A 24,739-nucleotide genomic window follows, 5' to 3' on the forward strand; every position below is an offset into this window, starting at 1 on the left:
CTGCTCAAATGGGCAGTTTGCGGAAGATCGGCCGCGGAATGTGTCGCAACACCATCATCACATAACGGAATGCTCCTGGCGCCCAAACCAATTCCTTACCTTTCGCGGACGCGGTGACCGCGAGGTTGGCTACATATTCCTTGTCCACCGTCAACGGCGCCTCTTTGATATGGGCACTCATCCTGGTGCGAACCTGACCCGGCCGGATGACCAATACCCGAACGCCATACTCCCGCAGCGCTTCTGCAAGACCGAGATAAAAGCCGTCCAAGCCGGCCTTGGTGGAGCCGTAGACAAAGTTGGAGCGACGCACCCGCTCGCCGGCCACCGTGCTCATCGCGATGATCTGGCCGAAGCCCTGAGCACGCATCTTTTCGCCGAGCAGAACGCCCACTGAAACCGCTGCGGTGTAGTTGATTCCCGCGATCTGCACCGCCTTGCGCTGGTTCTGCCACAGCTCCTCGGCGTCGCCGAGCAGTCCGAACGCAACGATCGCGACGTCGACGTCCCCGCCAGCGAACGCTTGCTCGATGACTCGGGGATGGCTGTCGGTGTCGACCGCGTCGAAGTCGATCAGCTCCACCGCCTTGGCCCCGGCGGCTTTCATCTGCGCTACGGCGTCATCGCGGCCGGGGTCGTCGGGCAAGCAGGCCAGTACGATTCGCGCGTGCGCGTTCTGCAGGTAGCGCTCGCAGATCGCCAGCCCGATCTCGGAGGTGCCCCCGAGCAGCAGAATGGTCTGCGGATTACCAACGGCGTCAAAGACCATCTAGAGCAGCTCCAAACGTCGGGCCATATCGGAAGCAAACACCCCGGTGGGATCGACCTTGCGGCGTACGGCAGTCCATTCGTCGATGCGCGGGTACATGGCGTGGAACATCTCGGCAGTGGTGCGGGAGTCCTTGGCGGTGTAGACGCGCCCGCCGAATTCCAGGACCCGGCAGTCGAGTTCGTTGAGGAACTCGTTGAGGCCGGGCTTGATCTGAAAATCGACGCAGACATTCCAGCCCGGAATTGGGAAGCTCAGCGGTGCTTGGTTGCCCGGTCCGAACAGCTTGAACACGTTGAGCCACGAATAGTGACCCGAGCGTTGGATGTCGTACATGATGCCCTTGAATTCCTCGACCGCTTCGACGGGCACGACGAACTGGTACTGCCCGAAACCGGCTGGGCCGTAAGCGCGGTTCCACTCGGCGACCATGTCCAGCGGATGGTAGAACTGCGTCAGGTTCTGGGCTTTGCCGCGATAGGTGCCGCCCATGCGGTACCACAGATCCGTCAGTGTGCCGAAGATCAGCTTGTTGCCCAAGCCGTTGGGAAAGATATCTGGCATCGTAAAATATTGCGGCGCATCGAATTTGAGAGGGTTCTTCTGCAGTTTCTTCGGTAATTGATCCACAGTTGCCAGAGACCCACGAGAAATCACAGCCCGGCCCAGCTTCGGCGGTGCGCTGATGGCGTCGAACCACGCGCTCGAGTAAGTGTAGTTGGCCTCGCTGCCGTCGCTGTGAAAGGCGATCGTTTCATCGAGGCTAGCGGTGACGTCGCCGTCGGCGATGAAGTACGCCGTCTCGGTCGGGGTCATCGCGATCACCGCGCGCAGGATGATTCCGGTCAGACCATTGCCGCCAACCGTGGCCCAGAACAGTTCGGCATCGTCGCCGTCGGGGGTGAGCCGGCGGACCTCGCCCCCGGCGGTCAACAAGTCCATGGATCGCACGTGATCACCGAAGCTGCCCGCGCTGTGGTGATTCTTCCCGTGGATATCGCAAGCGATCGCCCCGCCGATGGTGACCTGCCGGGTGCCGGGCAGCACCGGAACCCACAGCCCGAACGGCAGCGCGGCCTTCATCAACTGGTCCAGGTTGACGCCGCCGTCGACGTCGACCAGGCCGGTGTCGGCGCTGATCGAGTGAATGCGATTCAGCGGCGTCATGTCGATGACCAGCCCGCCGCCGTTTTGCGCGTTGTCGCCGTAGGAACGGCCCAGCCCCCGCGCGATCACGCCGCGGTCGCCGGCGTCGGCGGCCTGGGCCACCGCCTTGGCGATCAGCTCGGCGTCCGGCGTCGCCAGCACCTGCGCCACCGAGGGCGCGGTGCGGCCCCAGCCGGTCAGCCGCTTCGTGGTGGTGGGAAACGTGGGCAACATCAGTGAAAGAGGGTACCGCCTGGCCCGGGCGCCTCAGCGCATCCGGAAGATCACCGAACGCTGCACGACGAAATTGATCACCGAGGCGGTGCCCTGCGCGATCACGAATGCGACCGGAACCCGCCAGGGCTGAGCGGCGAACCGCACATAGAAGAGGTAATTGATGCCGACCTGTACCGCGAATGTCACGCCGTAGAGCCCACACACCGCCAGGAAGCGGGCGGTGGTGTGCGCCGCCTGAAACGTCCAGCGCCGGTTGATCAGGTAGGCGGTGACAGTGCCCGCCACGAAACTCAGCGATTTTGCCACGTTGACCTGAAGGCCGACGGCCAGCCCGGCGACGTAAAGCCCGAAGTCGACGATCGCCGACAAGCCCCCGGTGACGACAAACCGCCACACCTGTGTCGTCAAGCTCAGGTCTGCGCGCGGTGGGGCGATTTCGGCCATCGCGGGAAGTCTACGGGCGGGCTGACTACCTCGGGTACTTCACGTCGAGCAGTTCGACCTGGCTTTCCCCTTGCGGTGTCGTATAGGTGACCTTGTCGCCGGGCTGACGGCCGGCAAGGGCCTGCCCCAGCGGACTGCCGGCCGTCAGCGTCTCGGCTTCGTGGCCCGCCGGAGTCTCCTCGACAATGGAAATCACCTGCATTGTGACGACCGAACCGTCGCCGAACCGCAAGGTCACCTCGGTGCCGCCGGGCAGCGCGTCGGTTCCGTTCGACGGCGACGGCCCGGTGCGCAGCAGCCTGTCGAGCTCGACGATCCGCTCGTCGAGGCCGGCCAGTTCGTCGGCGCGCTGGATGGCATCGGCGGCATCCGCATGGTCGCTGACACTGCCGCGGTCGTTTCTGACCTCGATCTCCAGCCGGTCGCGGCGTTCACGTAGCCGGTCCAACTCCGCGGTGATGCGCTCGCGCGCCACATCCGACAACCCCGTGGCTTCGACTTCCTCGCTCACCTTCGCACCTGTCCCTCAGGGCGCAGCGGCGATAGCCACCCCGGAGCGCCTCGATTGTTTTTGTGGTTGTTCCGTCAATATATTCCCGCGCAGTCGTTCCGAGTGGTGCCATTGCGCGACCGGTTGATGCACGCCGATTGCGGGTACTGCCGACACCGTGCAGATGAATTCCCCCCGCGTGCTGGTCGTGGTGTCGGCGGCCGATCGGATTCCGCTGCGGGAAGGGCGCAGCGAGCCGACCGGCACGTATCTGGGCGAGTTGGTCGAGCCGACCGACGCGATGCTGGCTGCGGGCTTTGAATTGTCGTTCGCGACGCCCAATGGGCGCATCCCCACCATCGACGGAACCTCGTGCAGTCTGCTGTATTTCGGCCTGTCGCGAGGCAAACGCGACGTGGCACTGTCCAGTTATCGACGGCTGCTGGAACTCGGTCTCGCACAACCCGCCAAACTCGAGGAGATCGCCCACGACACTCATCGGTTGGCCGGTTTCGACGCTGTCTTCGTGCCGGGTGGCCATGCGCCACTGGTCGACTTGCTGCACCGCGATGCGTTCACCGATCAGTCTCTCAACGACGACTTCGGGGCCCTCGTGCGGTATTTCCATGACGCGCAACGGACCACCGGGTTGATCTGTCATGCTCCGGCTGCGCTCGCTGCGGCGCCTAACGTCGACCGCCGCTGGATCTACGACGGCTACCGGATGACGTGCTTCAAGACCGGCGTCGACACGATGCTGTCGACGATCCCGCTGGCCCGCCGCTTCCATGGACATCTCATCGACGATCCGACTCAGCTGCTGGCCTCTCGCGGCGCCAAGGTAGAGCAGACCGTGCTGCCGATGGGCAGCAAGGTCGTCGAGGACCGCGAGCTGATCACCGGTCAAGATCCCTACTCGGCGAAAGCGTTCGGTGCCGCATTCGTCAGCAAGGTGCAGCGCGGCCGCTGAATTTCGCGATCAAGCGCGTCGCCGGCCGCGTCCACGGCCGCGGCCGCGGAATGCGTCTTTGACCTTTTCGCCGGCATCCTTCAAATCTGATCCCACCCGATCGCCGACACCGCGGTTTTCCATATCGCGGTCGCCGGTGGCGCGGCCAAGGGTCTCCTTCGCAGTGCCCTTGACCTTCTGCAACTTGTTTCTGGCCTTGTCGGTCAAACTCATAACGACTCCTCTGTCCGCCTTCCCGCATACCCGCGGCGGACGATGGTCAACCGGCAGCGGCTAGACCCAATACGGCACGCGCGCACGATATTGGCGCATCGCAATGGCCGCCAGCACCCATCCGACCACCGTCAGCACCAGCACCACCACCCAGTGCCGCAGTTCTTGCTGAGCGCCCAGCAGCGGCGCACGCACGATGTCCAAATAGTGCAATAGCGGGTTGAGTTCGACGATTTTGCCCCACCGGCCGGCGCCCTGCTGTCGCAGTGTGTCGTCATTCCAGATGATCGGCGTCATGAAGAACAGCAACTGCACGACGGAGAACAGCAGCGGGCCGATATCGCGGTAACGGGTGGCCAGGATGCCGAAACACAGCGCCACCCACACGGCGTTGAGCACGATCAGCAGCAGTGCCGGGATCACGGTCAGGTCGGCCCACGACCACGGTTTGGGGTAGATGATCGCGATAACGACGTAGATGACGATGTTGTGGGCGAACAGGATCACCTGCCGCCAGACCAGCCGGTAGACGTGCAAACTCAGCGGCGCCGGCAACTGTTTGATCAGTCCCTCGTTGGCGACGAACACGTCGGCGCCTTCCAGGATGGCGGCGTTGATCAGGTTCCAGATGATCAGCCCGAGCGTGACGTAGGGCAGGTGCACCGCGAGCTCGAGATGGAAGAGCTTGGAGTACAGGCCACCCATCGCGACGGCAGTAACTCCCGTCGCGATCGTGATCCAGAACGGGCCCAGCACGCTGCGGCGGTACCGCTGCTTGATGTCCTGCCAGCCCAGGTGCAGCCACAGCTCACGGCGCCGGAAACCATCGGCCAGATCGCGCCAGGCGCGGGTGAACGTCTTGGACTGCGCCGCAGCGTCAATGATGGTCACGCACGCTCCCCGGGTCGGCCGAAGTGTTCACGACGGCCCAAGCGCCGCAACCGAAACCACTCCACCAGTCCGGCTGGGTCGCGGCGAGAAACGAGGAAAAACCAGCCGAACCGCAGCCACTCCTGGGGAAGCAGGCGGCGCAGCCCAGGCTGCGACAGCAGATAACCGCGGTTGCGGTAGGTGAAATACCGCTTGGCGGCGTCGTCGGGATACTGGGTGTGCATTCGGCCGCCCAGGATCGGCTTGAACTCGGCGGAACCGCAGGGATGCAGATACGACGTGGTCAGGCAGGTCCCGAACGGCAGCCCGGAGCGCACCAGCCGGCGGTGCATTTCGACCTCGTCGCCGCGGATGAACAACCGCAGGTCGGGTACACCGATCGCCTCGAACGTCGAGGCGGCAAACAGCGCGCCGTTGAACAGCGACGCGATCCCCGGCAGTAGATCCTGGGCGGCAAGATCTGGTGGCGACCCGGTGCGCCCGGCTTCGCCGCGCTTCCGATCGCCACGGTCAGTGCGTAATTCGCTGACCAACCTGCGCCACACCAGGCCGCGCCGCAGCGGGAATGCCAGCCGCTGCGGGTCGTCGGCATTGCACACCATCGGCGACACCTCGGCCAGGCCGTACTGCTGAGCGCAGGCCAGCAGGGTGGCCAGCACCTCGGTGTCGGCCGGGTGGCCGTCGTCGTCGGCCAGCCACACCCAATCCGCGCCCAGCGATAAAGCCTGCAGAATGCCCAGCGCGAAACCCCCTGCACCACCGAGGTTTCGGCGCGATCCCAGATACATTGTGGGAATCGGCTGGCCGGTCACCAGCTCCCGGACCCTGTCTTCGTTCCCATTGTCGACCACAATCAGGTGATCGGGCAGCCGGCTCTGGGTGGTCAGCACATCCAGTGACTTGGCCAGTTCGTCGGGGCGCCGATGGGTCACCACGACGGCACATACTGTGCTACTCATCCCGACACCTCGTCCGCCGCAGTCTCGGCCAGCACCTCACGCACATGCCGGGCGGCATCCTCACCCTCGTAGGCCCGCACGACATCTTCGATGCCGCCGGTGAGCCGGATACTGCCGTGGTCAATCCACATCGCGGTCTTACACAGCCGCGCCAGAAACTCGTTGGAATGGCTGGCGAATACCAGGATTCCGGAACGCTCCACCAGCCGCTGCAGCCGGGTCTGGGCCTTCTTCAAGAACTCGGCGTCTACTGCCCCGATGCCCTCGTCGAGCAGCAGGATCTCCGGGTCGATGCTGGTGACCACTCCCATCGCCAGCCGGACCCGCATCCCGGTGGAATAGGTGCGTAGCGGCATCGACAGGTAATCGCCCAGTTCGGTGAACTCGGCGATCTCGTCGACCTTGGCCAGCATCTGGCGCCGGGTCTGACCGAGGAAAAGGCCGCGGATGATGATGTTCTCGTAGCCCGAGATCTCTGGGTCCATGCCGACGCCGAGATCGAAGACCGGCGCCACCCGGCCGGTGACCGAAGCCGAACCCCGCGTCGGCTCGTAGATCCCGGAAAGCAGGCGCAGCAGAGTCGATTTTCCCGCCCCGTTGTGGCCGACCAGGCCGACCCGGTCGCCCAGGTTCAGCGACATGGTGATGTCCCGCAGCGCCTCGACGACCACCACGTTGGACGCGTTGCGCCCGATCGTGCCGCCGGCCTTGCCGAGGAATGCCTTTTTCAGCGAGCGCGATTTGGCATCGAAGATGGGAAACTCCACCCACGCATCGCGTGTCTCGATCTGCGGTGTGCTCACCAGCGTCTGCTTACAGGTATTGCCCGGTACCCGGGCCGTGCCCGCTGCGGCCGATCCCGGGCGGCAGGGCGCCCTGGCGCATCTGTTCGAGTTGGGCGCGGGCAGCCATCTGCTGGGCGAATAGCGCCGTCTGGATTCCGTGGAACAGCCCTTCCAGCCAGCCGACCAACTGGGCCTGGGCGATGCGCAGCTCGGAGTCCGACGGGGTTTCGTTGCTGAATGGCAATGTCAACCGGTCGAGTTCGTCGCGCAGCTCGGGCGCCAGCCCGTCTTCGAGCTCGCGAATGCTGGTGGCGTGGATCTCGCGGAGCCGGTTGCGGCTGGCCTCGTCGAGCGGGGCAGCCCGGACCTCCTCGAGCAGCTGTTTGATCATGGTGCCGATCCGCATGACCTTGGCGGGCTGCTCGACGAGGTCGGTCAGTGACCGGTCATCGGAGTCGTCGTCCTCGCCGCCCGTGATCAGCCGCGGGTCCATGCCGCCGACGATCTCGATGTTGTCGTCGTCGTCTTGAGTACTCAATCCAGTCACCATCCTCATGTTCTAGGGGTCGTAGGGGCGCCGCGCCATTCGTAAATCCGGGCTTCGCCGTTGTCATAGATCTTCACCCACGACGTGGACTTCTCGAGTGACACTAGCCCGTCGGGCATCGCGAACCCCCCGACCACTGGCTTGCTGGTCAGGACGTAGCGGATATCGAGTACCCGAACTGCCTCAGCTACTCGCGGGTCGGTGTCAGCGTCGTCGGCGTAGGCCCAGAAGATGAAGCGGTTATAGCCGGGTCCCTGCTGCACCGGGTAGTCGTAGTGCGTCCACAGCGGATGCAGGCCAGCCACCGCATACATCCACGCCGTGCCGTCGGTGTTGCCGTTGCCGATCAGCGTGGTGCGGGCGCCGGGCAGCCGCGCCAGATAGGCCATCGCCTCGAGGTCCCGCTGGCTGACCATCGCCGAGTCGTACTTGTGGCCGAACAAGAACCGGTGGCGGGGAAAGTAGTGCCACGCGCTGACCAGCGTGACTGCCAACAGCGCTACCGCACCGGCTGTGCCGAGGGCTCGGGCGGACAGCCGCCGGCCACCCAGCCGTCGTAGTACCGCCATCAGTAACGCAACTAATGCCAGCAGCCCGATCCCGGCCATCGGTGTCAGCAGCAGCGTGGTGGCCGCCGCTATCCGGCGCGGATCTTTGTAGAAGAACTCGCCGAACAGTCCGGCGACGGCTCCCACCGGGCCACCCAGCGGTGTCCCGGCGTCGACGTTCATCACGACCAGCAGCAGCCACACCGCCAGCGGCCACCAGACCATCCTGATCAGCAGCACCAGCCCGCCGACGGCTGCCAAAACGGTCAGCGCGTACTGCACCGGGAAATCGTTGAGATGCCGCGAATGCTGGAAGACCGCGTCGAACAACCCCCGCTTCTTACTCAGGTAGGTCAGAAACGAATGCCCGGCGATGATGTCTTCCTGCTTTTTCACCACGAGGAACTGCGGCAACAGCACCAGCCCGGTGGGTACTGCGACGGCGACCAGCGTCCAGAAGTCCGCGAGGCGGCCACGCACCGGATGGCGCAGCGCCTCCAGCAGCCACCACCCGGCCAGCAACAGGATGGCGATGATGCCGCCGGTGATGTGCACCGAAAACACCCCGAACAACGCCAGCGCTGCCACCGGGATCCGGTCGCGGTGCCGCAGTGTGGAGGTGACCACCGCAAAAGCGGGCACCGCAAGACCGTAGGCGGTCAGGTTGGGCATTGCGGCGGTGTCGAATTCGATGTAGGGCACCGCGGTGAATGACGCCGAGAGCGCCGCCGCGGCGGCCGCGGCCCAGGCGGTGCGTCCGACGCTGGTATGCGCCCGCACCACCCGCCAGGTGAGCACCGCCGCGCTGACCGGGAACAGCCAAATGGCCGCCGCCAGTGAGCTCAGCGTGTAGCCGGTGGTGGGCGCGGCGCCGGTCAGCTGACAATCCACCGCGACCAGCGCATGAAACGCCGACGGGTAGTACAGCACGTCGCGGGTGTCCACATTGCGCAGCTCACCCATGTGAGTGGACGACGCCTGGCCGGTGTCGAGGATGAACCGGACCGTATTGGCGTGCCAGACCGCGTCCCAAGTGCTGGGGATCGATTGCCAGTGCGGGATGCCGCGCAGCGCTGCGTACCAAATGAGCAGCGCTCCCAGCAGCACTCCGACAGCCACCGTCAGCGCCGGCCGGCCGGTGACCGCCCGCGATTCGCCCGCTACGTCGCGGTAGCGGGCCAACCCCACCCGCAAACCCGCCGCCAGTACCGCCACGATCACCAGCGCGGCCAGAGCTGTCCAAGCGTTCCAAGGGATTCCGACCGCGCCGAAGGGAATGATGGCCAGCGCGACGACGCCGTAGGTCAGCGCAGGGCCAACCGCCACGGCGATGGGCCAAGTTAGCTGAGCGCTGCGGGCGACGATTGCCCCCGGGACGATCAGCAAAAACAGTGCGATCAGCGTTCCGAACGTCAGCGCCACTGGACTAGTATGGCTGGCCGGGTGACCTGGCTCGGGACGGCGGGGACGCATCCGGGTGCCCCGCTACCGTCACGGTTTGCGGAATTTGCGGGATTCTTAAGGTGGCTGGCATGGCATACGACGTCGCCCGAGTGCGCGGTCTACACCCGTCGCTGGGAGACGGGTGGGTGCACTTCGACGCACCTGCGGGGATGCTGGTCCCCGACTCGGTGGCCACCACGGTGTCGACCGCGTTCCGCGGATCGTTCCCCAGCGCCACCGGCCCCCACCCCTCGGCACAGCGCAGCGCCGCCGTGCTGGAGGCCGCGCGGGTCGCGGTGGCCGACCTGGTGGGCGCCGATCCGCGTGCGGTGGTGCTGGGTGCCGATCGCGCGGTTTTGCTGGCCTCGCTGGCCGATGCGTCGTCCTCGCGGGCCGGCCTGGGCTACGAGGTGATCGTCAGCCGCCTGGACGACGAGGCAAATATTGCCCCGTGGCTTCGCGCAGCAAACCGATTCGGCGCCAAGGTGAAGTGGGCCGAGGTCGACATCGAGACCGGCGAGCTGCCGACCTGGCAATGGGAGAGCCTGATCGGCAAATCCACCCGTCTAGTCGCGGTGACGTCGGCATCGGGAACGTTGGGTACCGTCACCGACCTTCGCGCGGCAACCAAGCTGATCCACGACGTCGGCGGCCTGGTGGTTGTCGACCACTCCGCCGCGGCACCCTACCGACTGATCGACATCGACGAGATCGACGCCGACGTGGTGGCAGTGAACGCGGTCGGCTGGGGCGGTCCGCCGATCGGCGCGTTGGTATTTCGCGATCCCACGCTGATCAACTCGTTCGGTTCGGTCTCGACGAACCCGCTCGCGACCGGCCCGGCCCGGCTGGAAGTCGGCGTGCACCAGTTCGGGCTGCTGGCCGGATTCGTCGCGAGCGTCGAGTATCTCGCGTCGCTCGACGAGTCGGCTCGCGGAAGCAGACGCGAACGACTCGCGGTTTCGATGGAATCCGCCGCGTCGTACATGAGCCGGATATTCGATTACCTGATGACGTCGCTGCGGTCGCTGCCGTTGGTGATGGTGATCGGCCGGCCCGAGGCGCGAATACCTGTCGTCAGTTTCGCCGTCCAAGAGGTGCCGGCCGAGCGGGTCGTGCAACGGTTGGCGGACAACGGGATCCTGGCGGTCTCCAATGCCAGCTCCCGGGTACTCAACGTGATCGGTGTCAACGACGTCGGCGGCGCGGTCACGGTGGGTCTGGCGCACTACTCGACCATGGCGGAGGTCGACCAACTGGTCCGGGCGCTGGCCTCCCTTGGGTGAGCCGACGCTAATCGAGCGTCAGCACGATCTTTCCAGTCACCCCGCCTGAGCTGAGCATTCGATGGGCCTCAGCAGCCTGCTGAATCGGCATCCGAGCACCGATGACCGGGCGCACGCGGCCGTCGGCAAACATCGGCCAGACCGACTTCCGTACCGCCGCTACGACGGCGCTCTTACCGCTGGGACCAGCCACCGGCCTGCCCCGCAACGCGGTCCCGATGACCCGTGCCCGTTTGCCGATCAACTTGCCGATGTTGAGCTCGCCCTTGACGCCGCCCTGCATACCGATGATGACCAGCTGCCCGTCAGCGGCCAGCGCATCGATATTGCGGTCCAGGTAGGCCGCGCCCATGATGTCCAGAATCACGTCGGCGCCCGCGCCGTCACTGGCCTCTTTCACTCGCGCGACGAAGTCCTCGTCGTGGTAGGCGATGGTGATCTCGGCGCCCAGGTCGCGACAGAGTTTCAGCTTGGCCGGAGACCCGGCTGTGATCGCTACCCGGGCGCCCAGCGCGCGGGCGATTTGGATCCCGTGGCTGCCCACACCGCTGGCGCCGCCGTGGATCAGGATTAGCTGGCCATCGGTCAACCCGGCCGTGAGCACCAGGTTCGACCACACCGTGCATGCGACTTCGGGCAGCCCGGCGGCGTCGTGCAGGTCGATACCCTCAGGAATCGGCAGCACCTGACCAGCGGGAACAGCGACATACTCGGCATACCCGCCGCCGGCCAGCAACGCGCAGACTTCTTGCCCCGCCGACCATTCGGTGACCTCGCCACCCACCTCGGCGACGACACCGGACACCTCCATGCCGAGCAGTTCGCTGGCGCCCGGCGGCGGCGGGTAGCGACCGGCGGCCTGCAGCACATCGGCGCGGTTGACGCCGGCCGCGCCGACCTTGATCAGCACCTCGCCGCGGCCAGGCTTTGCGTCGGGCACTTGCTGCCACAGGAGTTGATCGGCCGATTCAGCGACGATGGCGTGCATTCCCGACACGCTACTACCTGGGAATTCCTGCTGTTCCAAAGACGATGTGTCGCATAACATGACGTAATGGGCGGCCTCATCGCCGGCCGGACTGCCAGTGAGATGCCCGGGCTGGATATCGCCGAACAGAAGTCGTGGCAGAACTTCTTGGATTCTGCGCTGCGCTTGTATGCGACGCTCAACCGGCGACTGGTCGACCTTCATCAGCTATCCCTGATCGATGTCCGGGTATTGGACATGCTCTGCAATGCACCCGGCGGCTCAGTGCGGATGGGTGATCTGGCCGAGGCGCTGCCGGCCTTGCCGAGCCGCCTGACCCGGCAGATCGGTCGCCTCGAGTTGCAGGGGCTGGTGCGGCGCGAAGCCAGCCGCGACGATCGGCGTGGCGTGGTGGCCACCATTACCGACAACGGCCGGGCGGTGGCGGCGCAGGCCCTGGTGACCTATGCCCAAGATGTACGCACCTATTTCCTCAGCCCATTGTCGCGGTCTCAAATCGCCGCGACGGGGGAGAACTGCCGCCGGATCGCTGCCGCGTTGAAGCTGTCGGTCGATCGGACCTGAGCTCCCGCTACCCTTATCGGCGGTGGCGTGGCAGAGCGGCCTAATGCACTCGCCTTGAAAGCGAGAGACGGCTAACACCGTCCGGGGGTTCAAATCCCTCCGCCACCGCTCTCTTTCTCGGCGCGAACGTGCGCACTTGTACGTCAAAACGCTCAAATCCACGGCATTCTGTGCACGCTCGTGGTCTGATTAGCGGCCCCGCGGGATTTCAGCAGCGATCCGATCCATCAGCGCGGTGTAGCGCTTGGGCGCGGAATCCCTGCCGGGTTTGCCGCTGCTGACCAGCCCGGCTGACAGCCCCCGCTCGGGGTCGGCCCAGATCGCGACGTTGACCAATCCCAAGTGACCGAACGCCTGCGGTGCGTGGCGGCCGAACGGCCCGAACCTGTTGGAGCCCAACATGAATCCGGTGCCCCAGCGCAGCGGCGCCAGCCCGGTCGCGAAATCCGGTCGCAGGCGGCGGCATTCGCGTACCGCACCGCGCATCGTGTCGGGCTGCAGTATCCGCACCCCGTCGAGTTCACCGCCACGGCGCCAGATTTCGGCGAACCGCGACAGCTCGTCAGCATTGGACACGGTGTTCGACGACGGGACGACCGTTGTCAAGAACAGCGGCGTGTTGGTGAGCGGGATGATCTGGTGAACCGTCCCGCCGATCGCCTTACGGAAGGCCACCGCGATCGGCGCGGGTAGTTGCCTGCCGGTCGCGTGGCTGGGCGCAATCAGCGGGAGATCTTGTTCTGCCACACCGAAGTTGGTCCAGCGGAAGTCCAATGGGTCGAGGATCTCGGTGGCCAGAATTTCACGGATGTCCTTGCCCGTTGCGGCATAGACGATTTCGCGCATCAGCGGACCCCACGTCAGCGCGTGGTAGATGTGCATCCGGCCCGGTCGGTAGAGCGGCCGTAGCTTGCCGAGCTGTTCCTGCGCGTACTCGTGGTCATCCGCCCGTTTGAGGTCTGGCCGCGGTCCGGTCGGAAAGGGAACGCCCGCGCTGTGCGTCAACACATGCCGGATCGTGGTCCGGTCCTTGCCATGGCTGGTGTAGCTGGGAATGTATTCACACACTCGGTCGTCGAGCGAGAACTGCCCGCGCTCGGCCAGCATGTGCACCACGGTCGCGGTGATCGCCTTGGCCGACGAGTACACGCAGAACGGGGTGTCCGTTCGGACCGGGACCTTGTCGGCGTCCGGCGGGTCGGTCGGCGCATTGCCCCAGCCGTGCCCAATCGCCCGGTTGAGCACGACGCGGCCGTTATGGCGCAGGCATAGCTGGATAGCCGGGTGCATGCCCGCCTGATACCAGTACCGGGCCGCCGCCCAAATCCGTTCGACGGCTTTCGGGTCGATCCCGGAATGGTCTTCCTCCCCCACCGCGGTGACCGCGTCGAGGTCGGCCGGCACCCGGATGCTGCCGTCAGCATTGCCCATCCCGCGAGGGTACGTGGCGTGGCTCAGTGCAGCGTCGGCGCGTATCGCAGCACCGCGCCCGCGCCGTCGGCGGGGTCGATGCGTTCGTCGGTGCGGACCAGCGACGCCCCGATCGAAACCGCGAGCAACGGGAGCGCTTCGTCGGCCCGCAACGTCCGGGCCGGCGCAGCGCCCTGCTCGGAGAGCACGTCGGCGTTCGGCGCCACGGCTGTGAGCTCCTGGTCGGCGACCACCGTCGCGTCGCCGATGTCACCGATGATCAACGTTTCCACCGCACCCTGACGCAGGGCCGAACAAACCGGGCCGAGCCCCTCGGCGGCCAACCCGGATTGCCGGCCGATCTCGGCGGTGAATCGCTGCGCGGCTTCGTCGAGCACGGCCAACCGGCGCTTGAGCAGTTCCTCCTCGATGGCCTGTTGCACCTCGTCGAAGTCATGCCCGCTGTGCCGGGCACCGACCTGCAGCGGCACCGCGAGGGCGCTCACCCTCGCGGCCAACGTCGCCAACAGGTCCGAGCGGGACCGGACCTCGCCGACCACGAACACGGCGTCAGCCGACGCGTCGTCGACCAGCTCGGCGATACGGTCGGCGACCGCCCGGACGTTCTTGCGGCCGGCTTCGTCGCTGCGCAGTTGGGGATCGCCGTAGCCGGCGGTTTCAGCCCCCGACGCCTTGTGAACCGGATGGCCGCCGCCGTCGACGGTCTCCGAGCTCAGCGTGCCGTCAACGTGCACGGTGATGTCGGCGCCGGTGTGGTCCACCGCGACGAGCAAATAGTTGGCGTCCTCGAAGCCCTGCTCGACGATTGGCACGATGTAGGGCAGCTCGGAAACTCGAACGACCTGGGCGGCGGTCGGGCGCAGTAGGTGCTCGTTGAGCACGACGCCGTCGGCGCCGGCGACCACCGCGCGGCCGCTACGCCCGACCGGTGCGCGCAAATCCATCACGGCGCGTTCGATCTCTGCGGTCAGCGATTCGTCGAAGCCCTGCTCGACGAGCTGGTCCCGCAATCCTCGCCACTTGAGATCAAGCTGGGTGGCGGCATCCTCGGTGTCGTGCGAGTCCTCGAAATACACCGATGCGAACGGGCCGCGGGTGGTCAGCAGCTGGCGGAAGCGTTCGGAATCCATGCCCAGTTGGGTTGCCCGCCGACTGGGCGGACAAACGCCACCTCAGCCGCGGTCGCCTTCGGTGTCGTCGAAAAACCGCCAGTCGCCGTCGATGTTGACTTCCATCCGCCAGCCGAGTTCGGTGTTGTCGGCCTTGGCGTCGACAAACCACGCATGCGCGTCGTCGGCGCTGACGATGTCCTTGGTCGCGACGACGTCGCCCTTCGGGTTGAGCACTCGATAGGTAGACATAGCGGGAGGGTTCCCACCTCCGGCCGCGCCGAACCGTCCTACTCTCCGGTGAACTGTGGCGCGCGTTTGGCGAACGTTGCCGAGATTCCCTCGGACAAGTCCTTGGACGGCAAGAACGCCGCGTTCCATGCCGCCACATAGCGCAGGTTCGCCGACACCGTCGAAATACGTTGCTGGTCAAGGACATCCTTGATGCCGTGCATTGTCAGCGGTGGATTGCCAGCGATCTCGGCGGCGGTGGTGTGTGCGGCCGCCAGCGCGGCGTCGGCGTCGGCGAACACATCGTTGACCAATCCGATCTTCTCGGCGCGAGCGGCGTCGATGTCCTTGCCCGTCAGCGCCAGTTCCCTTAAGTGACCGTCGTTCAAGATGAGCGGCAGCCGGGCGAGGCTGCCGACGTCGGCGACCATCGCAAGCTTCACCTCGCGGACGGAGAACTTGGCATCTGCGCTGGCATAACGGATATCCACCGCCGAGATCAGGTCGACGCCGCCACCGATGCACCACCCGTGCACGGATGCGATGGTGGGGGTTCGGCAGTCAGCGACGGCGCTGATCGTCTGCTGCATGCGCAACACCTCGGCATGAAAGTCGGCCCGCGGGCGCGCCGATGCGCCCTCGGACAGCACCGAGGCCAACGTCCCGCCCATTGCCTTGACATCCAGGCCGTAGCTGAAGTTGGCGCCCGACCCGGTCAGGACAATGGCGCGTACCTCGCGGTCGGCGTCCAGCGCGGCGAATACCTGGGGCAACTCCGACCAGAACGCCGGCCCCATCGCGTTGCCTTTGCCCGGGCCGATCAGCGTGACCTGCGCGACGTGGTCTTTGGTCTCGACAGTGACGGATTCGTACGGCTCACCCATGGCCAGACCGTACCGTGGAGGTCATGCCTTCCGACCTGCGGCCCGGCCCCGACTCACCGCCCACCGACGAACTGGCCAGCGCAGAAGCCACGTTGGGTGTGCTTCAACGCGTGCTGCATCCAATCGCGCGTGACGACCTGTCCAAGCGCACGCCGTGCTCGGAGTACGACGTGTCGCAACTGACCGACCATCTGCTGAACTCCATCACCGTGATCGGCGGTGCGGTGGGCGCGCAGTTTCCCGACCGCGGCGCCGACGACTCGGTGGAGCGGCAGATCGTCGGCGCGGCGCGGCCCGCGCTGGACGCCTGGCACCGCCGCGGTTTGGACGGCACGGTGACCATCGGCCCGAACGAGCTACCGGCCGCGGCCGCCGCCGGCATCCTGTCGCTCGAATTCCTGGTGCACGCTTGGGATTACGCGACGGCGACTGGACACGACGTGGACGTCGCGGAGTCGGTGGCCGAATATGTCCTCGGGATGGCGCGCCGCAACATTACGCCGCAGGCCCGCTCGGCGGTTGGGTTCGACGATCCCGTCGACGTCGCCGACAACGCGCCGGCGCTGGACCGTCTGGTCGCTTTCACCGGCCGGCACCCCCGTTAGCCGCGCGCCCCTTGGCGCGAGCGTGCGTGTCCCCGGTGCGACACGCCGTGAATCAACCGGGAACACGCACCCTCGCGCGGAAACCGTCACACCCGCTCTAAGTAGAAATAGAAGTAGCGGCCGTTATCGACGACGCCCTTGCCGTTCATGATGCCCATCACCGCGTCGTCGTCGATCCTCTTGAAGTGGTCGTGCACGGGTTGGCCGTCGTAGACCATGCTGGCGGTGACCTCGCCGCGGAATTCCTCCAGCCACAGGCTGGCCTCGCCCTTGCCCATCTTGACGTTGGAGAACTTGTTGCCGTCGTCGTCGAGACACACCAGCGGCTGCACGTCGGTGGCCGAGTTGAAGGACTTGCCGAACCAACGGGCCTTCTCCAGTTGACCATTCATCCGATGGCCGGTGACGAACTCACCGCCCTTCCACTCGCCCAGCATGCCGTCGATGGTCGCCGGCGGCAGGCTCGCCCAGTAGTCGTCAAGCTCGGCGTCCTCGATAGCCCCGGTGCGCTCCTTGAACTCGGTGAACTGCTTGCGCGCCAACTCGTCGCTCATCAGATCCATCCTTTCGCGAACTTCAGCAGGGCGTCATTCTCCTCTGGCGCACCGATCGTGATCCGCACCCCGTCATTGCCGAACGGCCGCACCACGATCTTGGCGTCGGCGGCCTGCGCCTCGAAATCCGGCGTGCGCTCGGCCAGGGGCAGCCAGATGAAGTTGGCCTGCGACGGCGGCAGGGTGAAGCCGGCATCGCGCAGTGCGCCAGAAACACGCTCCCGTTCGGCCACTACCGCGTCGGTGCGGTCCAGTAACTCGTCGGCGGCGTCCAGCGAGGCGATCGCCGCCGCTTGCGACACATTGGTCAACGTGAACGGCACCACCACCTTGTCCAGGGCGGTGATCACCTCCGGGTCGCCTACCGCGTAACCCACCCGCAGCCCGGCCAGCCCATAGGCCTTCGAAAACGTCCGCAGCACAACGACATTGCTGTAGTCGCGGACCAGGCCGAGACTGTCGGGCAGCATCCCGTCGCGGATGTATTCGACGTAGGCCTCGTCGATGGCGATCAGGATGTCCGAGGGCACCGCCTCGACGAACCGGGCCAGCGCATCCGGGTCGACGACCGTGGACGTCGGGTTGTTCGGGTTGCAGACGAAGATCAGCCTGGTGCGGTCGGTGATCGCCGCGAGCATTGCGTACAGGTCGAATGTCTCGTCACGCAGCGGAACTTCGGCGGGAACCGCGCCGGCCACCCGCACCTGCAGCGGATACATCCCGAAACTACGCCAGCCGTAGAGCACCTCGTCGCCGACCGACGCAGTGGCCTGGACGAGTCGCTGACAAAGAGCCACCGAACCGCAGCCGACGGCGATGTGCTCCGGGCTGAAGCCGCAGTCCAGATGCTGCGCCAGCCGCGCCCTCAGCTCGACGTTGTGGTTGTCCGGATAGCGGTTGATGTCGTCGACCGCCTGGGCGATGACCGCCCGCACACTGGGCAGCGGCCCATGTACCGTCTCGTTGCTGGCCAGCTTGATGGTGCCGGGGACCGTCTTGCCCTCGACGTAGGCCGTCAGCTCGGCCAGGTCAGGACGCAGGCGGGCAGGCATTTCGACAGCTTATGCAACGGCTGTGTACGCTGTGCTCCGCGGCGGTTCCGGGGCCGCGACCAGGGTCCGGTACCCTCAGGAATCCAAGGAGGCGTGCCAGAGCGGCCGAATGGGACTCACTGCTAATGAGTTGTCCTCTTACCGGGGACCGGAGGTTCAAATCCTCTCGCCTCCGCCAACGAGGCGATCGCGAGCGCGGCGTAAGCCGGGCGAAGCGGGTCGCCGCAAAGGTACGACAACAATTGAAAACAAGCGCCCGTAGCTCAACGGATAGAGCATCTGACTACGGATCAGAAGGTTGGGAGTTCGAATCTCTTCGGGCGCGCTCTCTACCAGCACATATGCGCTTCTAGCTATTCAGGCGCCGGGAAAGTTGTCACGAATTGTCACAACTCGCGCCAAACTCTGCGCGCCGTGTGCCAGCGCGCCCGGTTGCGAGTGCACGTATGTGCGCATCGTGAACGAGATATCGGCGTGGCCGAGCCAGGCCGCGATCACTGCGGCCGGGACGCCCTGCAGGTGCATGGTGGTGCCACACGTATGCCGTGCGTCGTGCAGCCTGATCCGGGGCACACCGGCCGCGGCGACGGCCTTGGCCCACATCTTGGACAGCGTGTCGGGGTGATAAGGCTCTCCGGCTTGGTTGCACACCACGTAACCGAGGTCGGTGTAGGTGGCGCCAGCTGTCAGTTTTTCGGAGGCCTGCCGCGCTTTCGCCGCTTTTAACTCGACCAACAGCGGGGCGGGGATCGGCAGCGTGCGCTCTGAGTCTTCCGATTTGGCGTCATCCTGCTCAACGGCCTTGCCGTCGACGCTGATACGGGTCGGTCCGATGGTCAACGTCTTTGCCTCGAGATCGATGTTGCTCCACCGCAGCCCGCCGATCTCGCCGCGACGCAGCCCGGATAGTGCCAGATGCCAGGCGTGGCGGTTGCGGTCTTCACGGATCGCGCGCAGCAGGCGCTCCACCTGCATGGGTGTGTAGGTGGCAAACTTCTTCGGCTTGCCGGCCACTCGGTCGACGTGAGCCACGACATTGCGGACCAAAGTGCCGTCGTGTACAAGCTGGTCGAGCACCTGTGACAGCGCGCCGAGCAGGTAGTTGCAGGAACGAGCGCTCCAAGGCCGTCGCTTTGTGCCATTGGCGCGGGCCACCTGCCCCCCGTTGCGCAGCCGCGTTATGAGCTCGTCGACGTGGTGGCGTGTGAGCTTTTGCACTGGCAGGTCTCCTAGTTCGGTGCGTACGGGTGCAAGCACACCTTCATACCCGGACTTGCTTTTGGGCTTGATGCCATGCCGTGACATCAGCCAGTTCGCGCATACAGACTCCACCGACAGGACAGAAGGATGCACGTAGGTGCCCTTGGACACCTCGCCGCGGATTTTGTCGAGCGCCTCCCGCGCATCGCTTTCGGTGGTGTAGCGCTTCCGCGACTGCCTGCGCTTTCCGTCGACGGTGCCCACGTCGACGGTCAGCTGGTAACGCACCACCGGCCGGCCGCCGGCGCGCCGGGCGAGTTCGACGCGCTTTATCTGCGGCGGCAGTTGGCGGCGGCGTTCAACCATCGGTCACAACCGCGCAGTCAGGAGAGAACTGTATAGACGATCACTACGCCACTTCTGTATGGGCGGCGATGAACCGATTAATCTCAGAAGTGCTGACTCGACGTTTGCCACAAATCCGCACCCAGGACAGTTCGCCCGAGTCGAACAGTCGATAAATCGACGACCGACTGATGCTCAACGCCGCGGCCGCTTCCGGAATCGTCAAGAGCAGACCGGCTGCAGCCGATAAGCTTTCGGCTGTTGAACTGGTACTCAACATCTCCCAGTTCGTATCACTTCCGCCCGCCATCGTTTCTCCTTGTCTCGCGATGCCTGCTTAGTCCGATCATCAGATGTAGTGATCCGTTACGCACGGTCTCGCGATGGATTTCCTACCCAATATCCGTCTGTCACACCGAGAAATCGTCCTCCAATAGAGCCACACGCTGATTTGTCGTGAAAGACCAGCGGTGGTGTGGGGACGTCCATGGTCCGAAGGTAAGGCCGCCGCGAAGTATCCGTCTACCATAAGGCCCAACATCATCGAATTTCGACACTTTTCGCCGTCTCCTGTCGAAAGATGTTGACCGGTAGGGCTTTCGAGTGTCTCCGAGCTGACACCAGGGTGTTCTGCGCGGCCGGCCTGATCAGCCGCCGAGGTCGGTATCGACGCCGATGATGGTCCGCTACTTGGAGGTCCTACTGGAGGCCGGCGTGGACATAGGGCCGAAAAGTTCGCTGCAGAATAGCCGTCAGCGGCGATGCATGTGTCGCCTGGCTCAGCGCGGGATTCTGCCGCAATCGGTGTCGCCTTATTCTTTCGTGTCGGGACTTGCAGAAAAACCTTGGGATGCGCGACGGCAGCGGCGTAAGCGGCGTCGTGCATGCGATCGATGCCCGAGCGACTTCCAGTACCGGACCGAGCGATGTCCCGTGTCCTCGAAGCCGGCCGCCGAATAGAACGAGTGGGCCGCGTCTCGCTCGGGCCGGCGCGCGCTTGAGACCTCGATCAGTCGGCAATCCCAGTCCCGCGCTACGTTCTCGGCGGCGCGAAGCAGAGCGCGGCCGACGCCCTGGCCGCGCCGGTCGGCCGCTACGACTAACGCTGTGATGCGTGCCAACGGGCTACCCTCGGCCAGCCGCGGGACGCGGTGAAGAACGATTAGGCCGCCGACGGTGACAAGGACGCAATCTGAGTCGTCAAGGCGACCGAGGCGATCCTCGGCCTCGGCGGCGCTCGTCGGAGTTCGGCGAACAGCGCCGCGATCGTTGGCGCGTCGGTAGCCCGTGCGCGTCGGATCTCGACGGGGTAAGTGTGCCAGCGCAGCGGCGCGGGGATTGGAAGAGGCAGCAACGAAGACTACCGCGTGATCGCGTGCTTATTTAGCCGCGCCAGGCGCGTTGGGCCACCCGATAGAAGTTGCCGCCAAGGACGGCTTGAATGTCTGCGGTGCTCCAGCCGCGTCGCCGAAGGTGTTCGTCGAGCTGCAAGAAGGTTTCGGGCGGCATCCACTGGATCGGCCCCCAACGGCTGTAGCTGTCGTCGAATAGGTGCGCATTGCTCGTGAATTCGTCGACGGCATCGGCGCAGTCGAAGGAGAAGTCCGTGCTGACACCGACGTGGTCGACGCCGACCAGGTCGATGGCGTACTCGAGGTGTCGCGTCATCGCTTCGAGAGTGGGCGTGTTGGGCCCGAGGAAGATGCCGACACCGGTGATACCGATAACGCCACCCGTTTCCGCGCAAGCCCGGACTTGGTCGTCGGTGATATTGCGGGGGTGATCCCACACCGCTCGCATGCAAGAATGGCTGTAAACGACCGGACCCGTTGATACCTCACATATCTCGATTCCGGTGCGGATGCTGCAGTGCGATCCGTCCGGGACGATTCCGACGCTGTTCATCTCTGAGACGAGTGAACGGCCCCAGGCGGTAAGTCCGCCGTCGGCGGCGTCGAGGCATCCGCTGCCAGCGCGGTTGCGATGGCTGTAGGTGGGCAGCAGCGTGCGCACCCCAAGGTTGACCAAAGTAGCCACGTTATTCAGATCGCCATCGAGGGGAGCGCAATCTTCCAGGTCAAACACCACCGCTATGCCACCGGCATAGCTAATCGCTTGAACATCAGTGATGCTGGCCGCCAACTCTAGCTCAGGGTCGGCCTCAACGGCGGCACGATAGTGTCGCAGCAACTCCATCGTGTCGTTAAAACTGTGCGGCGCATATCCTGCGTTAACCGATACCAATGCGCCGCCGTCGCGCCGGTAACGGGTCAGTAAGTCGACGCCGGTGTCAATGCGTAACGGCAGACAGGTGTGCTGGTCCCACAGGAGTGACGGCATGGACACCCATATTGCCCATCGCGCCGAGAAGTTGGGTTACAACGAGAAGCATCTGGGGCCCATACGGATTGGTGAACGATGGTTATGGGATGGCGGCGAAGCTGCGCACTGGAAAGGTCGCCATGCCGCGGACAGCGGGCGGTACCGCGCTGAATGTCGCTCCGGAGGCCGGCAGGTCGTCGAGATTAGTCAGGTGTTCGACGACCGGGATACCGGCGGCGAGCAACACGGTGTGGGCGGGGCGGTGCCCGCTAGCGGTGTCGTCGATGTTGACCGAATCGATGCCAACGAGCCTCGCGCCCGCCGCGACCAGACACCTCGCGGCAGCCTCGGTCAGGTATGGGTGTGAGTGATCCGCATATCGGTCGGTTCCCCAATGCCGATCCCAGCCGGTGCGCAACAGCACCGCGGCCCCATTGGTGTGGCGGTCGGTGACCACCTGCTCGCCGATAGGCCCGGGGCCGGCGTCGATGACAACTGCGGGCAGCGGTGCAGGGGCAGGCCGGCCAGGTCGTGGCCGTCGCGGAAGGCTTCGATATTTGTATCGAGCCGCGCGCGAACCTGGTCCGCTCCGATGCTGACACGGTCTACGGCATCGTGGCGACCGCGACCCATGACGAGCTGACACGTCTGTATGCCCATGCTCAGGAAGTTCTTGGCGAGTCATACCTACCGGAAGCCGTTTTGGCTCAAACTCTCGACGGGGAGTGGCGCCCCGAGCTGTGCTACATCTGTCCGGATATGAAGCCTCGGCCGCCCGAGCGCGGGTACGTGGAGCGAATCGTCACGCCGGCCAGGTCATATGGTTTTCCGCGCTCGTATGTGGCCCGGTTAGAGAGCTTCGCTGGATGAGCACAGCAATCGCTGCGAGGAGACAAAGCATGAGCGTTTCTCGACTGCAACATAAGGATCACTTCTGCCTCTTGGTCTGCGGTGATCGGCTACGGAAGTGACCGTGCATTGCCGCGAGATGAGTTCAGGTGGTGTAGTTGAGGCTGGTCATCATCCCGGCTTCTTGGTGATAAGTGTTGTGGCAGTGGATCATCCAGATTCCGGGGTTGTCGGCGTCCAATACGGTGCTGACTTTCTGATTCGGTAGCACGATCACGGTGTCTTTGCGGGCGCCTAGGCTGCCGTCGGGCTTGATCACCTGGAAAGTGTGGCCGTGCAAATGCATGGGGTGGTACATCGTCGTGGAGTTGGTGAAGGTCAGGGTGGTCCGCTGCCCCTGGCTGATGGTCAGCGGCGGGCTATCGGGGTAGGGCTTTCCATTGATGCCCCAGTTGTACTTCATCATTTCACCGGTCAGCTCAAGTGCCAGGTTGATGTCTGATCTGACCGATCCCAACGTGGCGGCCGGCGTGGCGGTGAAGGTGTCGACGGTGCCGATTCGGCGTTCGAGTTCGGGTGGACGGAAGTCGGGCCCGGGTGCAGCGCAGGCGGCCGTGGACAGCAGCGCGCGCGCCAGCGCATTTTTGCCTTGGGCCACCGCGACGAGGGGAAAGGCCCCATCGCCGGCGGTGATGATGACGTCGTAGCGTTCGCCCATCCCGATCAGCAGCGCGTCGACGTCGGTCGGTGTGACCGGGTAGCCGTCGGTGTGGGTGACCGTCATGGTGTGTCCGGCCAGCGCGACCCGGAAGGCGGTATCGGCGCCGGCATTGATGAACCGGATGCGGATGCGCTGCCCGGGTTTGGTGTCGAAGGTGGTCGGAGCCGCCGGGATGCGCCCGTTTGATCAGGTAGTGCGGGTAGTCGACATCGCCGGCGTCCCCGCCTAGCGGGGCACTTTTGGCGGCGCCACCCATTCCCGGCATCGCTGACACCCCAGGCGCATGCTCTGTGGCGCGCATGGCTCCCCGCAGATCGTCGTAGATTTGTTGGGGATTCTCGCCGATGCCGTCGGTCCAGTCGTCGAGGACCACGATCCATTCGGCGTCGTAGGTGCCGGGTTCGGCCGGGTCGTCGACGATCACTGGCAGGTAAAGCCCGTAGTCGGTTTCCAGGCCCACGTGCGGATGAGCCCAGTAAGTTCCGGGATGGGGCACCGAGAAGCGGTAGGTGAAGTCGGTGTTGGCGGCAACATTTGGTGTGGCTGGGAAGACGCCGTCCATGTCGTTGCGTAATGCGATGCCGTGCCAGTGCACCGACGTGGGATCGTTGAGCCGGTTCTTGACGGTAACGGCCAGTCCGTCGCCGATATTGGCCCGTATCAGGGGACCCGGGAGGGCGTCGCGATAAGCGAGGGTGCGCGCCGTCGGGCCGCCCAGGTCCAGAGTCGCTGGCTGCGGCGTCAGCGTTGCGGTCACCGTGCGTCCGGTGTGCGGCCGGGCCTGCTCGGCAGCGGCGATGGCGGAGTCCATCGTTCGCGCCGGAGGGCTCGTCGACCGTCCGCACGCGGCCAGCGCCAAGCCAAGTCCGCTGGCCAGCGAAGCGGTGACAAAAGTCCGCCGGTTCAGCGGAAGGTCATTCCACTGTGATCTGCCCACACAGCATCCCTTCCCATCTGATCGGCCACGCGAGCGTCCAATCATGTCGGTTGTAGTCAAGACCGCACCCGCTCGCCGCGAGAAGCCACTCCGGCACTCCTAGCCCAACATACCGCACGGGGGTATATCTCCAGCTGACGCGGTGGCTGGGCGCGCGGCTGGATGTGCTGGGCAGGCAGTGGCCGGTCGATGTGAGCCTTCACCCGCTGGGCAGCATTT

Annotated in this window: 27 protein-coding genes, 3 tRNA genes and 1 pseudogene; 8 read left to right on the forward strand and 23 right to left on the reverse strand. The window is 65.2% G+C overall.

Features of this window, described 5'->3' with window-relative positions; all coding sequences use genetic code 11:
- Positions 1-4: 4 nt before the first annotated feature.
- From dprE2 to AC5Y5W_RS13180, 4 genes are read right to left on the reverse strand one after another with little or no spacing between them, the layout of a single operon-like run.
- Positions 5-769 carry a decaprenylphospho-beta-D-erythro-pentofuranosid-2-ulose 2-reductase gene (gene dprE2, locus AC5Y5W_RS13165; RefSeq protein ID WP_500013292.1) on the reverse strand — a complete coding sequence of 255 codons (765 nt, stop codon included), beginning with the start codon at positions 767-769 and terminating at the stop codon, positions 5-7.
- Positions 770-2,149 (reverse strand): decaprenylphosphoryl-beta-D-ribose oxidase, encoded by a 1,380-nt coding sequence (dprE1, locus tag AC5Y5W_RS13170; protein WP_500013290.1) that lies wholly within the window; start codon positions 2,147-2,149, stop codon positions 770-772.
- Between the two features lie 33 nt (positions 2,150-2,182).
- Positions 2,183-2,596, reverse strand: a complete 414-nt coding sequence (locus tag AC5Y5W_RS13175) for a GtrA family protein (RefSeq protein WP_500013288.1) — start codon at positions 2,594-2,596, stop codon at positions 2,183-2,185.
- Between the two features lie 25 nt (positions 2,597-2,621).
- Complete coding sequence (locus AC5Y5W_RS13180; RefSeq protein ID WP_500013286.1) at positions 2,622-3,107, reverse strand: GreA/GreB family elongation factor; 486 nt, start codon at positions 3,105-3,107, stop codon at positions 2,622-2,624.
- Positions 3,108-3,270: 163 nt separating this feature from the next.
- On the opposite strand from AC5Y5W_RS13180, the gene AC5Y5W_RS13185 reads away from it, so the two are divergent.
- A complete protein-coding gene (locus tag AC5Y5W_RS13185; RefSeq protein ID WP_500013285.1) occupies positions 3,271-4,056 on the forward strand; it encodes a type 1 glutamine amidotransferase domain-containing protein in 786 nt (261 codons plus the stop codon).
- A gap of 9 nt (positions 4,057-4,065) precedes the next feature.
- Here the strand turns inward: AC5Y5W_RS13185 and AC5Y5W_RS13190 are convergent, their stop codons facing one another.
- Genes AC5Y5W_RS13190 through AC5Y5W_RS13215 form a run of 6 tightly spaced genes read right to left on the reverse strand, consistent with a single transcriptional unit; the run spans position 4,066 to position 9,421 of the window.
- Positions 4,066-4,269 (reverse strand): CsbD family protein, encoded by a 204-nt coding sequence (locus tag AC5Y5W_RS13190; protein WP_500013283.1) that lies wholly within the window; start codon positions 4,267-4,269, stop codon positions 4,066-4,068.
- Positions 4,270-4,329: 60 nt separating this feature from the next.
- The gene (wzm, locus tag AC5Y5W_RS13195; RefSeq protein WP_500013282.1) at positions 4,330-5,160 is read right to left on the reverse strand and encodes a galactan export ABC transporter permease subunit Wzm/RfbD; all 831 of its coding nucleotides are present in this window, start codon (positions 5,158-5,160) and stop codon (positions 4,330-4,332) included.
- Positions 5,157-6,119 (reverse strand): galactofuranosyltransferase GlfT1, encoded by a 963-nt coding sequence (gene glfT1, locus AC5Y5W_RS13200; RefSeq protein ID WP_500013280.1) that lies wholly within the window; start codon positions 6,117-6,119, stop codon positions 5,157-5,159. Before glfT1 ends, wzm begins: the two co-directional genes overlap by 4 nt.
- A complete protein-coding gene (wzt, locus tag AC5Y5W_RS13205; RefSeq protein WP_500013278.1) occupies positions 6,116-6,922 on the reverse strand; it encodes a galactan export ABC transporter ATP-binding subunit Wzt/RfbE in 807 nt (268 codons plus the stop codon). The genes glfT1 and wzt overlap by 4 nt, the downstream gene beginning before the upstream one ends.
- A 10-nt stretch (positions 6,923-6,932) precedes the next feature.
- A complete protein-coding gene (locus AC5Y5W_RS13210; RefSeq protein ID WP_500013276.1) occupies positions 6,933-7,454 on the reverse strand; it encodes a bacterial proteasome activator family protein in 522 nt (173 codons plus the stop codon).
- Between the two features lie 2 nt (positions 7,455-7,456).
- Positions 7,457-9,421: a DUF6541 family protein gene (locus AC5Y5W_RS13215; protein WP_500013274.1), complete on the reverse strand. Its 1,965-nt coding sequence runs from the start codon at positions 9,419-9,421 to the stop codon at positions 7,457-7,459.
- Positions 9,422-9,531: 110 nt separating this feature from the next.
- Between AC5Y5W_RS13215 and AC5Y5W_RS13220 the strand changes: the two genes are divergently transcribed.
- The gene (locus tag AC5Y5W_RS13220) at positions 9,532-10,728 is read left to right on the forward strand and encodes a cysteine desulfurase-like protein (protein ID WP_500013272.1); all 1,197 of its coding nucleotides are present in this window, start codon (positions 9,532-9,534) and stop codon (positions 10,726-10,728) included.
- Between the two features lie 7 nt (positions 10,729-10,735).
- Here AC5Y5W_RS13220 and AC5Y5W_RS13225 read toward each other — a convergent pair whose 3' ends face one another.
- Complete coding sequence (locus tag AC5Y5W_RS13225) at positions 10,736-11,716, reverse strand: NAD(P)H-quinone oxidoreductase (protein WP_500013270.1); 981 nt, start codon at positions 11,714-11,716, stop codon at positions 10,736-10,738.
- Between the two features lie 66 nt (positions 11,717-11,782).
- Between AC5Y5W_RS13225 and AC5Y5W_RS13230 the strand changes: the two genes are divergently transcribed.
- Entirely contained in the window at positions 11,783-12,280 is a 498-nt protein-coding gene (locus AC5Y5W_RS13230) for a MarR family winged helix-turn-helix transcriptional regulator (RefSeq protein WP_500013268.1), read from the forward strand.
- Between the two features lie 21 nt (positions 12,281-12,301).
- Positions 12,302-12,388: transfer RNA gene (locus AC5Y5W_RS13235), tRNA-Ser, on the forward strand.
- An 81-nt stretch (positions 12,389-12,469) separates the two neighbouring features.
- Here the strand turns inward: AC5Y5W_RS13235 and lipE are convergent.
- Genes lipE through AC5Y5W_RS13255 form a run of 4 tightly spaced genes read right to left on the reverse strand, consistent with a single transcriptional unit; the run spans position 12,470 to position 15,935 of the window.
- The gene (lipE, locus tag AC5Y5W_RS13240; protein ID WP_500013266.1) at positions 12,470-13,711 is read right to left on the reverse strand and encodes a lipase LipE; all 1,242 of its coding nucleotides are present in this window, start codon (positions 13,709-13,711) and stop codon (positions 12,470-12,472) included.
- Between the two features lie 23 nt (positions 13,712-13,734).
- Positions 13,735-14,841 (reverse strand): Rv2629 family ribosome hibernation factor, encoded by a 1,107-nt coding sequence (locus AC5Y5W_RS13245; protein WP_500013265.1) that lies wholly within the window; start codon positions 14,839-14,841, stop codon positions 13,735-13,737.
- 42 nt (positions 14,842-14,883) lie between these two features.
- A complete protein-coding gene (locus tag AC5Y5W_RS13250; protein WP_500013264.1) occupies positions 14,884-15,072 on the reverse strand; it encodes a hypothetical protein in 189 nt (62 codons plus the stop codon).
- Positions 15,073-15,110: 38 nt separating this feature from the next.
- Positions 15,111-15,935: a crotonase/enoyl-CoA hydratase family protein gene (locus tag AC5Y5W_RS13255; RefSeq protein WP_500013262.1), complete on the reverse strand. Its 825-nt coding sequence runs from the start codon at positions 15,933-15,935 to the stop codon at positions 15,111-15,113.
- A gap of 23 nt (positions 15,936-15,958) precedes the next feature.
- Here AC5Y5W_RS13255 and AC5Y5W_RS13260 point away from each other — a divergent pair, with 23 nt between their 5' ends.
- Entirely contained in the window at positions 15,959-16,540 is a 582-nt protein-coding gene (locus tag AC5Y5W_RS13260; RefSeq protein ID WP_500013260.1) for a TIGR03086 family metal-binding protein, read from the forward strand.
- Positions 16,541-16,626: 86 nt separating this feature from the next.
- Here AC5Y5W_RS13260 and AC5Y5W_RS13265 read toward each other — a convergent pair whose 3' ends face one another.
- Positions 16,627-17,094, reverse strand: a complete 468-nt coding sequence (locus tag AC5Y5W_RS13265; protein ID WP_500013258.1) for a DUF4334 domain-containing protein — start codon at positions 17,092-17,094, stop codon at positions 16,627-16,629.
- Positions 17,094-18,146: a histidinol-phosphate transaminase gene (gene hisC / locus AC5Y5W_RS13270; protein ID WP_500013256.1), complete on the reverse strand. Its 1,053-nt coding sequence runs from the start codon at positions 18,144-18,146 to the stop codon at positions 17,094-17,096. Before hisC ends, AC5Y5W_RS13265 begins: the two co-directional genes overlap by 1 nt.
- 87 nt (positions 18,147-18,233) lie before the next feature.
- Between hisC and AC5Y5W_RS13275 the strand changes: the two genes are divergently transcribed.
- Positions 18,234-18,324, forward strand: a tRNA-Ser gene (locus AC5Y5W_RS13275).
- A 74-nt stretch (positions 18,325-18,398) separates the two neighbouring features.
- Positions 18,399-18,471: transfer RNA gene (locus AC5Y5W_RS13280), tRNA-Arg, on the forward strand.
- Positions 18,472-18,503: 32 nt separating this feature from the next.
- Here AC5Y5W_RS13280 and AC5Y5W_RS13285 read toward each other — a convergent pair.
- The 5 genes from AC5Y5W_RS13285 to AC5Y5W_RS13305 form a co-directional block, all read right to left on the reverse strand.
- The gene (locus AC5Y5W_RS13285; RefSeq protein WP_500013254.1) at positions 18,504-19,712 is read right to left on the reverse strand and encodes a site-specific integrase; all 1,209 of its coding nucleotides are present in this window, start codon (positions 19,710-19,712) and stop codon (positions 18,504-18,506) included.
- A gap of 43 nt (positions 19,713-19,755) precedes the next feature.
- Positions 19,756-20,001, reverse strand: a complete 246-nt coding sequence (locus AC5Y5W_RS13290) for a helix-turn-helix domain-containing protein (RefSeq protein ID WP_500013252.1) — start codon at positions 19,999-20,001, stop codon at positions 19,756-19,758.
- A 502-nt stretch (positions 20,002-20,503) separates the two neighbouring features.
- The gene (locus tag AC5Y5W_RS13295; protein ID WP_500022377.1) at positions 20,504-21,013 is read right to left on the reverse strand and encodes a GNAT family N-acetyltransferase; all 510 of its coding nucleotides are present in this window, start codon (positions 21,011-21,013) and stop codon (positions 20,504-20,506) included.
- Positions 21,014-21,074: 61 nt separating this feature from the next.
- Positions 21,075-22,031: a dipeptidase gene (locus tag AC5Y5W_RS13300; RefSeq protein WP_500013250.1), complete on the reverse strand. Its 957-nt coding sequence runs from the start codon at positions 22,029-22,031 to the stop codon at positions 21,075-21,077.
- Between the two features lie 82 nt (positions 22,032-22,113).
- Positions 22,114-22,470 (reverse strand): cyclase family protein, encoded by a 357-nt coding sequence (locus tag AC5Y5W_RS13305; RefSeq protein ID WP_500013248.1) that lies wholly within the window; start codon positions 22,468-22,470, stop codon positions 22,114-22,116.
- 74 nt (positions 22,471-22,544) lie between these two features.
- On the opposite strand from AC5Y5W_RS13305, the gene AC5Y5W_RS13310 reads away from it, so the two are divergent.
- Positions 22,545-22,883, forward strand: a complete 339-nt coding sequence (locus AC5Y5W_RS13310) for a hypothetical protein (RefSeq protein ID WP_500013246.1) — start codon at positions 22,545-22,547, stop codon at positions 22,881-22,883.
- A 124-nt stretch (positions 22,884-23,007) separates the two neighbouring features.
- On the opposite strand, the pseudogene AC5Y5W_RS13315 reads toward AC5Y5W_RS13310, so the two are convergent.
- Positions 23,008-24,565: pseudogene (locus tag AC5Y5W_RS13315) on the reverse strand (multicopper oxidase family protein).
- Positions 24,566-24,739: the final 174 nt, after the last annotated feature.

The sequence above is a fragment of the Mycobacterium sp. NGS51 genome (genome assembly GCF_059812525.1).